Below are 9,300 nucleotides of genomic sequence, written 5' to 3'. Positions count from 1 at the left end.
AGAGCACTGTTCCGGAAGGGACAGCATCATCTGTGAAAGAGCCGATGGATCGCCGTGAAGAAGGATCAAGAAAAGCAACATGTCCCCTGCTTGACGAATGGTTACTCTTCGTCAAGCAACAAGAGGGAACATCAAAGCGGAGTCTCCAAGAGGATCATCCCCGTAGAAGAGAAAGCAAGAGCCAGGACGTTGCCGGGCGAACAAGTACAATCCAATAGGGTTGTGCTTTTTTTATGTGAGCAAAAGGAAGGCAAATAAAAGCTCTCATTAATAAAATCTCTACGTGAAAATCAAACTGTATCTTTTTCCAATAAACCATGATACGTTATAAACAAACGATATGTTGTCAGCAATGAGGGAGACATTTCATGATTGGGAATTTTTTATTTGCACTATCCATTATTATTATCGGTCTGTTATTTGGAAGAGGATTAAGAGTTTTACTTGATAAAGGAAAAATTGAATCGGCAGCAAAGATGCATTGGATTTTAAAAAATTGTACGATGTCGGCATTGTTGGTTGTGAATCCGTTAATTATATTAGGAGCCTTTTGGTTCGTTGAGATGGATGACATTCGATTAATGTACATCCCAATACTTGGTGCTCTATCGCTTGGAATTGGTGGTGTATTAGCACTGTATGCTGCTAAACTTTTAAAGCTATCGAGAAAAAAGCAAGGAGCGATGTTTGCTTCGGGCACATTTACGAATTTAGGTAGCTTTGGTGCTTTGTTTTGCTTTGTATTTTTAGGAGAAGCGAGCCTTGTTTTTGTGGCGTTGTTTCGCCTGTTTGAGGACTTGATTTATTATGCGGTTGGCTTTCCAGTAGCTCAGTCTTATGGTGATCGTCAAAAAGGAACAAAGCCCCCGTCTGTTTTAAGTAAAGTGATGAGAAATCCTTTTTTTATTGTGACGATTGTTGCCATTGGGATTGGAGGAGCTTTAAATGCTTCGCCCATTGATCGGCCCGAGTTCTATACACATTTAAATAGTTTGCTAGTTCCCATTTTTACGATATTGTTAGTCGTTCCAACAGGGTTTAACTTGCAGGTGACAAAGGTTAAGGGGTTTTTAAAAGAAAGCCTATCGATAGCGAGTATTAAATATGTTATTGTACCGGTTACGGTCACATTCTGTGCCTTTTTGTTCGGGTTAAAGGAGTATTATGAGGGGATTGCATTTAAGACGATATTAATTTTATCGGCGATGCCACCTGGTTTTACTTCGTTAGTACCTCCACAGCTCTTTAACTTAGACAAAGATTTAGCCAATTCAAGCTGGTTTATTAATACGATTTTATTAATCGTTGTATTACCTGTCTTATATCTCATTGTGATGATTTTGTAGAAACAGTCAGCAGATCATATTCATATTTTATCTAAAGAAAAAGACAGCAATTATATATAAATAGATAACGAATTTAGTTAACATGATTGAAGCAGACAGAGCTTTTATTTATTACGATTATAGTAGTAAATGAAAGGAAGTGTTACCAGTGGATAATGTTCGGATTGGGTTAATTGGAGTCGGTTCAATGGGTTCTGCTCATGCCATGTATTTACATCAAGGTGAAATAAAAGGTGCTGAACTACGGGCTGTTTTGGATGTGAATGAAGCACAACGAAAATGGGCGAGACAGTATTTAATAGGAGTAGAAGTCTTTGCTGATGAGGATGCTTTTTTTTCAAATGATGATATTGATGCGATTTTAATAGCTACTCCTCATTATGACCATCCTCGCTTAGCGAATAAAGCATTTAAGCACGATAAACACGTGCTTTGTGAGAAACCCGCGGGTGTGTATACGAAGCAAGTGAGGGAAATGAATGAACTAAGTCAATCAAAAGGTCTCGTATTTTCAATGATGTATAACCAACGAACGAATCCACTTTACATGAAGGTTCGAGATATGGTCCAGTCAGGTGAGCTAGGTGAAATTAAACGAATGAACTGGATTATAACAAATTGGTATCGTTCGCAAAGCTACTATGACTCGAGTAGCTGGAGGGCGACATGGAAAGGTGAGGGAGGAGGCGTTTTGATTAACCAATGTCCTCATCAGCTTGACTTGTGGCAATGGATGACAGATCTTGTGCCAACAAGGATCCGCGCGTTCTGTCAATTTGGAAAACATCGTGCAATTGAAGTGGAGGACGAGGTAACGGCTTATATCGAACACGAGAACGGAGCAACGGGTGTTTTTGTGACGACAACAGGGGAGGCTCCAGGCACTAATCGACTTGAGGTTGCAGGAGATCGTGGAAAAATAGTTGTTGAGGAATCACGATTATTGTTTTGGCGCTTGCGTATTGCTGAAAGTGAATTTAATCAGCAATATAAAGGGGGATTTGGTAGCCCTGAATGCTGGGAATGTACGGTTCCTGTTGAAGGGGTCGAGCTAGGTCACAAAGGAATTACGCAAAACTTTGTTGATGCGATAGTAACAGGGGAAAACTTAATTGCACCGGGAGTAGAAGGTATTAAAGGCTTAACAATTTCCAATGCGATGCAGCTGTCAACATGGATTGATGATTGGGTGACGTTACCACTTGATGAAGAACACTATTATCAACATTTACAAGATCGCATCAAGCAATCTACTGCTAAAAAGAAAGAGACAATGAACGTACTAGATGTGAAAGGATCTCATTAGAAAAGAGGGAGAGTAATGGACAGACAAGAAGGAATGAATTATGCACCAAAAGGGCAACGGTCTCCTGTCGTAGACGAGAATGAATTTATATTTGCGGCGGTTAGTCTAGATCACGGTCATATTTATGGGATGTGTAATGGACTAGTGGAAGCAGGAGCTACCTTGAAGTGGGTCTATGATCAAGATGAACAAAAGGTTGCAGATTTTTTGAAAGCGTTTCCTTCTGTTCGAGTTGCTTCATCAGAAGAAGAGGTGCTGAATGATTCTGACGTACAGCTCATAGCAGGAGCAGCGATACCGTCATTACGTTGTGCATTAGGTGTGCGAGTAATGGAGCATGGAAAGGATTACTTTACAGATAAGGCTCCTTTTACAACGTTAGAGCAATTAGCGCATGCTAGAGAGGTTGTTGAACGAACAGGTCGGAAGTATATGGTCTATTATAGTGAGCGGCTTCATGTTGAAAGTGCAGTGTATGCCGGACAGTTAATCCAGAATGGCGAAATTGGTAGAGTCATTCAAGTGACAGGCTTCGGTCCCCATCGTTTATCAGCCTTTAATCGACCGGGGTGGTTTTTTAAAAAGAAAGATTATGGTGGCATTCTCTGTGATATAGGTAGCCATCAAATTGAACAATTTTTATATTATGCTGACTGTAAAGATGCTAATGTGTTGCATAGTAAAGTAGCTAATTATCATGCAAAAGATTACCCTGAGCTAGAGGATTATGGCGATGCCACATTACTAGGAGATAATGGAGCAACCAACTACTTTAGAGTCGATTGGCATACACCTGATGGATTAGGGACTTGGGGGGATGGACGTACGTTTATTCTGGGCACAAAAGGATATATAGAATTACGCAAATATACAGATATTGCAAAAAGTAAAGAGACAGATCACCTCTTTTTAGTGAATGATCGAGGAGAAAGCTATTTGTCACTGAAAGGGAAGGTGGGTTTCCCCTTTTTTGGTGAATTGATCGAGGATTGTCTTAATCGTACGGAACATGCTATGACACAAGAACATGCCTTTAAAGCTGCGGAGCTATGTTTGGTCGCTCAACAAAAAGCGATAAAGGTTGAGTAGTGATATGAATGCGAAAGGAGACTACGATGGAATGAACAAACAAATTAGCATAGGCTATTGTCAAAATAATAAAGTAGATATTCCTTTCCATTCACATCCGCAATATGAAATTTTCTATTTTCACGGTGGACGATGCAATTATTTAATTGGTGATCGTATATACGTCCTTAAGCCTGGGGATGTCATTTTAATGAATGGTATGACTCTTCATCGTCCAAAGCTATTTGAGAGTGCGGACTATATCCGTACGACTATTCATTTTGATCGCCATTATATTGAACAGATTCTTAGTTCTATGAATATGCCGGGTTTACTTGAGCCATTTACCTCATTGCCATCTATTCGTTTTCATTTGAAGGAGAGCGAGAGAGCGGAGGTGGAGGAGCTGCTTCAGAAAATCAATCAATTTTCATGTCAATCTGATTCATTATCTCATTTTCAGGTTGATGTGCACGTATTAGAGTTACTAGCGTTACTGTACCCATTGTGTAAACAATATTTAAGGAAGACTCCTTTGATTAATAGTCAGAAGGAAAATCATGTACAGCGCGTCATTTCATTTATCGAAGAGCATTATATGGAGCACCTTGAATTAGAGCAAATTGAAGATGAGCTACATGTCAGTAAATATTATTTAGCGAATTTATTTAAAGATGTCACAGGCATTACGATTTTTAATTATGTGAAGCAGAGAAGGGTGAATCAAGCCAAAATCCAGTTAATGCTTGAGAAGAATATAAGTGTAACAGAGCTCGCCTATCAATTAGGCTTCAAATATCCATCTCATTTCAGCAAAGTATTTAAGCAATTGACAGGTGTAACACCTGAACAGTATAGAAGAAGCATGTTATAGGGCAGAAGGAGTGAGCAACGGTTATGTCAAAGTATTCTGTATTTTCGGTGATGACACCGGAATGGACACCTGAGAAATTGCTAGAAAAATTATACCAGTATGGCTATTCGGCAGTGGAATGGCGCTATAAAAGAATGGGGCCAGAGTTAAGAGTAGAAGCACCAAGTTTTTGGGGAAATAATCTTTGTACGATTACACCAGCAATGTCAGATCAATATTTAGCTGATTTACATGAAAAAGCAACGGAGCTCCAAGTGTCTACGTTAAGCATAAACGCTTATTTAACGTGTGGCGATCTTCAAGAAACAGAAAATGTATTAAAGGTTGCAAAGAAGTTAGGAGCTCAAATGATTCGTTTAGGTGTGCCTTCTTATGATGGGAGTCAGCATTATGATGATTTATTTAAAAAGGCTCGTCTGTATATTCATCAGGCAGAGCAGCTCTGTGAGCAATATGAAGTAAAAGGATTAATTGAAACTCATCATGCAACAATTGCTCCAAGTGCATCAATGGCATGGCGGTTAGTTGATGGATGTCATCCAGATTATATTGGGGTATTGTATGATCCTGGTAATTTAGTTCATGAAGGCTATGAGAATCATAGAATGGCTTTACAGCTTCTGGGACCGTACTTAGCGCATGTTCATGTGAAAAACGCGAAGTGGCAGCGAGAAGATGGGAATATGAAGTGGAACGTCCAGTGGGAGCGTGTGGATCATGGAGTCGTTTGTTGGGAACAGGTTTTGCTTGATTTAGAAGAGGTAGGTTATCGTGGTTATTTAGGTATTGAGGATTTTAGTCGAGCTTTTTCAGCGGAAAAATCGTTGGCGTTTCATGAGGCCTTTTTAAAAGAAGTTGTTCAAAAGAGCGGTTTTTCCCTTTTTGAATGACCTTGCCACAAGACGCTTATCGAACGGAGCCATTGCCACATTATTTCTTCTTTTGAACAGGCTTTAAAAGAAAAGAGAGTGTAGAATAGCAAGGTCATTGGAAAAATATATTTTTCAATGACCTTAATCATACACGATACGTTACACAGCTTACGCTATAGTATAATCACCATTTTTTCCACCGGTTTTAGATAGTAGCTTTGTTTCCTTAATAACAATCGCTTTATCAACTGCTTTACACATGTCGTAAAAGGTCAGTGCAGCAGCTGATACAGCAGTTAGAGCCTCCATTTCAACTCCTGTATTCCCTTTGCATGATACACAAGCGTCAATGATTAACTGATAACCGCTTTCGACTTTTTCATATTGAAAGGTGAAATCTACACCTTGAATGGCAATTGGATGACACATGGGGATTAGATCATGCGTTCTTTTAGCTGCCATAATTCCGGCAATTTGTGCGACTTGAACAGGGTCGCCTTTTTTTAATTGTTGTTGCTCTATCGCATCATATAATTCAGAACTAAATTGTACATAGCAACGAGCTATTGCCGATCGTTTCGTTTCATTTTTCGCTGAAATATCGACCATCTTTGGTCGCCCTTCTTCGTTCCAATGGGAAAACTCACTCATTCTTGTATCGACTCCATTCTGTTTGGGTGTTGATATTAATAAAATCTTGATGGGATTTATGAAATTCGACGCGCTGAACAGGGAATTGTTCAAATAAGAGCTTCATGCTTCTTTTTTGTTCTGATAGTAGCTTTTTTATAACAGGTAAGCAGCTTGCTGGATATAGACTATGTAAGGGCTGCTCAAAGTTATTAGCAACAGGTACAATGATGGCTGATTGATCACTTCGATAGGAAAGCAGGTTTTTAATAAAGGTAGATGTAACAAAGGGTGTATCAGCAGGTAACGTAAAATACCAATTTGCCGCTTCTTGTTTCAACATTGCCTGATAGAGTGCATGTAGCGGCCCTTCATATGGTGGGTTTTCAATTAAAACAGATGTACGAGAAAAGGATACGTTGAAATGAGCAGAGAGAGCTTCATTTGTCACGATCGTAATCGATTCAATACCAGCCTTTTGAAAAGCAGTGATCGCATGCTCGTAGAATGGCTTCTCTTTGTAGCACTCAAACATTTTAGGCTTGCCAAAGCGAGATGATTTCCCTCCAGCTAACAGAACTCCTTCTACGTCCATAATACCCCTTCTTTCTTTTTCAAGCGCGTCTCTTTATGCTAAAATAAAGTACAATTCATTTATTATCATAACATTTTGACATTATAAATCATACAAAACCGATAAACAAGAATGGAGTGAGGGGATTGGTTGAGAGGCGAACACCGATTCAAGTAAGGGAAGCTGTAAAAAGAGTAATGGAATTTTCGTTAGAAGCTACGTTTGAACGAGTGAAATTGGAACAGGCGATGGATCGTTTTTTAGCTGAGGATTTAATCGCTACACATGATGTGCCATCCTTCGATCGTTCTCCGTATGATGGCTTTGCGATTCGGTCAGAGGATACGAATCGAGCAACAGTCGAGACACCGGTTTCCTTTGATGTCGTTGGTCATATTGGTGCTGGCTTTGTATATGATGCAGAAGTGAAGACTCAGCAGGCGGTCAGAATCATGACAGGGGCTCCGATTCCGAAGGGGGCAGATGCTGTTATTATGCTAGAGCTTGTGAATGAACGACCAAATGAAACGATTGAAATTAAACGAAAAGTAAAGAAGCATGAGAACATTTCATTTCAAGGTGAGGATACGAAAAAGGGAACCGTACTAGTCGAAAAGGGAACACAAATCAATCCTGGAATCATCGCCTTATTAGCGACGTTTGGTTATAGTGAGGTCGCAGTTGCAAAGCGAGTGAGAATAGGTGTAATGGCAACCGGAAGTGAGCTGTTAGACGTTGATGAAGAGCTCGTACCAGGAAAGATCCGTAATAGTAATACACATATGGTGATGGCTCAGATTGAGCGAGCGGGTGGTGAAGCTGTTTATCTTGGGAAGCTAGATGATGATTTTGATTCCTGTTATGAAGCTGTTAATAACGCCTTACATGAAGTGGACGTGCTCATTACGACTGGCGGAGTTTCTGTTGGAGACTTTGACTTTATTCCAGAAATTTTAAAGAAGATTGAAGCGAATGTACTCTTTAATAAAATTGCCATGAGACCTGGTAGTGTGACGACAGTAGCGCTGTTACGAGAAGGAAAGGTGATTTACGGTTTATCTGGTAATCCATCTGCTTGCTATGTCGGTTTTGAGCTATTTGTTCGACCTATTTTAAGGAAAGCCTTCTATAGTAAGAAGCCTCATTTGCGAAGGGTGACAGCTACGTTAAATGTTGATTTTCCTAAGCCGAATCCATTTATGCGTTTCGTTCGATCGCAGCTAATATTTGACGAAGGAGCATTGTATGTTGAGCCATCAGGGCTCGATAAATCAGGAGTGGTCAGCTCTCTCTCAGGCGCCGATGCCCTTATGCTTCTACCTGGTGGAACGAGAGGGTATGAGCGTGGAATGAAAGTGGATGTTCTATTACTTGACGATCAAGTAGGAAGTGAGTGGCCGTGGGATCAGATTGTCGCGTCTTACAAGTAGTCGGCTTTTCAAATAGCGGAAAGACAACGTTAATGAGAAAAATCCTTGAGAGGTGTAAGGAAGAGCTTGCATGGAATGTAGCAACTATTAAGCACCATGGTCATCGAGGAGAGCGGCTATATGATAGTCGAGAAGCGAAGGATAGTGATCGGCACCTGAAAGCTGGGGCAATCATGACGGTTGTCGAAGGTGGGGGAGACTTAATTCTTCATAAGCAAAACCATGTTGAAAGCTTGGAACAGACGATTAAGCTACTACAGAGCTTAGAGGCAGATTTTATATTAGTGGAAGGGTATAAAAGAGAATGTTATCCGAAGGTCGTCATATTGAAAGGGAATGAAGATCAACATATGTTGAGTCAAATGGAAAATGTGCAAATAATCATTACATGGGGACGACCTTTTGAAGCAGATGTACCTGTGTTTACCATTGGTGAGGAAGAAGAGTATGTATCATTTATTGTGAAACGAATAAGGAGCTTATAATGAAATATTCAATGTTTGAAATTAGCCAAGAACCGTTATCGGTAGAGGAATTAGTAGCAAAGGTCACACGTCGAGAGTGTGGTGCGATTGCGACTTTTATCGGAACTGTTCGAGAATTTACACAAGGGAAGCAGACACTCCAGCTGGAGTATCAGGCGTATGAATCAATGGCCGTGAAAAAATTGCAGCATATTGGTCAAGAAGTGGAGGAAAAGTGGCCTGGAGCAACGGTCGCGATCTCTCATCGAATTGGCTTACTGCAAATTTCCGATATTGCGGTCATTATCGCTGTTTCAACCCCGCATCGTAAAGCAGCATATGAAGCGAATGCATATGCAATGGAAAGAATTAAGGAAATAGTTCCAATTTGGAAGAAGGAGTATTGGCAGGATGGTACGAAATGGGTTGGTGATCAGTCAGGTGAAACGTCCTATCCTTTAGGTGAACCGGATGGTGGAGGTGAGTCTCATGATTAAAGTATTATTGTTTGCACAACTACAAGAGGAGAGCGGTCAGGACGAAATTAGTTTAGAGCTAGCACCGGTCACCATTAAAGAATTAAAGGAACTGCTCATTCGTGATTACTCGATACGTACGTTTGATAACGTCATGGTTGCTGTAAATGAGGAGTTTGCTAATGAGGAAGACGTTGTGAAAAGTGGTGATACCGTTGCTTTTATCCCACCGGTTAGTGGGGGTTAGAAGAGCTGGTCAT

Annotated in this window: 12 protein-coding genes; 10 read left to right on the top strand and 2 right to left on the bottom strand. The window is 40.3% G+C overall.

Features of this window, described 5'->3' with window-relative positions; all coding sequences use genetic code 11:
- The 6 genes from ACERJO_RS12635 to ACERJO_RS12610 form a co-directional block, all read left to right on the top strand.
- A partial coding sequence (locus ACERJO_RS12635; protein WP_373647708.1) for a hypothetical protein occupies positions 1 to 218 on the top strand: 218 nt, incomplete at its 5' end.
- A gap of 150 nt (positions 219 to 368) precedes the next feature.
- The gene (locus ACERJO_RS12630; protein ID WP_373647707.1) at positions 369 to 1,346 is read left to right on the top strand and encodes an AEC family transporter; all 978 of its coding nucleotides are present in this window, start codon (positions 369 to 371) and stop codon (positions 1,344 to 1,346) included.
- Between the two features lie 148 nt (positions 1,347 to 1,494).
- Positions 1,495 to 2,652 carry a Gfo/Idh/MocA family protein gene (locus ACERJO_RS12625; RefSeq protein WP_373647706.1) on the top strand — a complete coding sequence of 386 codons (1,158 nt, stop codon included), beginning with the start codon at positions 1,495 to 1,497 and terminating at the stop codon, positions 2,650 to 2,652.
- A 15-nt stretch (positions 2,653 to 2,667) separates the two neighbouring features.
- Positions 2,668 to 3,741 (top strand): Gfo/Idh/MocA family protein, encoded by a 1,074-nt coding sequence (locus tag ACERJO_RS12620; RefSeq protein WP_247107059.1) that lies wholly within the window; start codon positions 2,668 to 2,670, stop codon positions 3,739 to 3,741.
- A gap of 31 nt (positions 3,742 to 3,772) precedes the next feature.
- Positions 3,773 to 4,594, top strand: a complete 822-nt coding sequence (locus ACERJO_RS12615; protein ID WP_373647705.1) for a helix-turn-helix transcriptional regulator — start codon at positions 3,773 to 3,775, stop codon at positions 4,592 to 4,594.
- 23 nt (positions 4,595 to 4,617) lie between these two features.
- Positions 4,618 to 5,484: a sugar phosphate isomerase/epimerase family protein gene (locus ACERJO_RS12610; RefSeq protein ID WP_373647703.1), complete on the top strand. Its 867-nt coding sequence runs from the start codon at positions 4,618 to 4,620 to the stop codon at positions 5,482 to 5,484.
- Positions 5,485 to 5,634: 150 nt separating this feature from the next.
- On the opposite strand, the gene moaC is transcribed toward ACERJO_RS12610, so the two are convergent.
- Positions 5,635 to 6,117 (bottom strand): cyclic pyranopterin monophosphate synthase MoaC, encoded by a 483-nt coding sequence (gene moaC, locus ACERJO_RS12605; RefSeq protein WP_373647702.1) that lies wholly within the window; start codon positions 6,115 to 6,117, stop codon positions 5,635 to 5,637.
- Positions 6,110 to 6,691, bottom strand: a complete 582-nt coding sequence (gene mobA / locus ACERJO_RS12600) for a molybdenum cofactor guanylyltransferase (protein WP_373647701.1) — start codon at positions 6,689 to 6,691, stop codon at positions 6,110 to 6,112. The genes moaC and mobA overlap by 8 nt, the downstream gene beginning before the upstream one ends.
- Before the next feature lie 125 nt (positions 6,692 to 6,816).
- Here mobA and ACERJO_RS12595 point away from each other — a divergent pair, with 125 nt between their 5' ends.
- From ACERJO_RS12595 to moaD, 4 genes are read left to right on the top strand one after another with little or no spacing between them, the layout of a single operon-like run.
- Positions 6,817 to 8,100 (top strand): molybdopterin molybdotransferase MoeA, encoded by a 1,284-nt coding sequence (locus tag ACERJO_RS12595; protein ID WP_247107064.1) that lies wholly within the window; start codon positions 6,817 to 6,819, stop codon positions 8,098 to 8,100.
- Entirely contained in the window at positions 8,070 to 8,585 is a 516-nt protein-coding gene (gene mobB, locus ACERJO_RS12590; protein WP_247107065.1) for a molybdopterin-guanine dinucleotide biosynthesis protein B, read from the top strand. The genes ACERJO_RS12595 and mobB overlap by 31 nt, the downstream gene beginning before the upstream one ends.
- Entirely contained in the window at positions 8,585 to 9,061 is a 477-nt protein-coding gene (locus ACERJO_RS12585; RefSeq protein ID WP_247107066.1) for a molybdenum cofactor biosynthesis protein MoaE, read from the top strand. The genes mobB and ACERJO_RS12585 overlap by 1 nt, the downstream gene beginning before the upstream one ends.
- On the top strand, positions 9,054 to 9,287 hold the full coding sequence (gene moaD, locus ACERJO_RS12580; protein WP_247107067.1) for a molybdopterin converting factor subunit 1: 234 nt from the start codon (positions 9,054 to 9,056) through the stop codon (positions 9,285 to 9,287). Before ACERJO_RS12585 ends, moaD begins: the two co-directional genes overlap by 8 nt.
- Positions 9,288 to 9,300: the final 13 nt, after the last annotated feature.

This window comes from Halalkalibacter sp. AB-rgal2, from assembly GCF_041821005.1.
Lineage (GTDB): Bacteria > Bacillota > Bacilli > Bacillales > Bacillaceae_D > Halalkalibacter.
The sequence above is the reverse complement of the archived record's forward strand: the minus strand, read 5'-3'. Positions and strand labels throughout refer to the sequence as shown.

Excerpts from the sequence above, each read along its gene's own strand:
- ACERJO_RS12585 (WP_247107066.1), top strand. The coding sequence starts at position 8,585 with ATGAAATATTCAATGTTTGAAATTAGCCAAGAACCGTTATCGGTAGAG.
- ACERJO_RS12620 (WP_247107059.1), top strand. The coding sequence starts at position 2,668 with ATGGACAGACAAGAAGGAATGAATTATGCACCAAAAGGGCAACGGTCT.
- ACERJO_RS12615 (WP_373647705.1), top strand. The coding sequence starts at position 3,773 with ATGAACAAACAAATTAGCATAGGCTATTGTCAAAATAATAAAGTAGAT.
- moaD (WP_247107067.1), top strand. The coding sequence starts at position 9,054 with ATGATTAAAGTATTATTGTTTGCACAACTACAAGAGGAGAGCGGTCAG.
- ACERJO_RS12610 (WP_373647703.1), top strand. The coding sequence starts at position 4,618 with ATGTCAAAGTATTCTGTATTTTCGGTGATGACACCGGAATGGACACCT.
- mobA (WP_373647701.1), bottom strand. The coding sequence starts at position 6,691 with ATGGACGTAGAAGGAGTTCTGTTAGCTGGAGGGAAATCATCTCGCTTT.
- ACERJO_RS12630 (WP_373647707.1), top strand. The coding sequence starts at position 369 with ATGATTGGGAATTTTTTATTTGCACTATCCATTATTATTATCGGTCTG.
- moaC (WP_373647702.1), bottom strand. The coding sequence starts at position 6,117 with ATGAGTGAGTTTTCCCATTGGAACGAAGAAGGGCGACCAAAGATGGTC.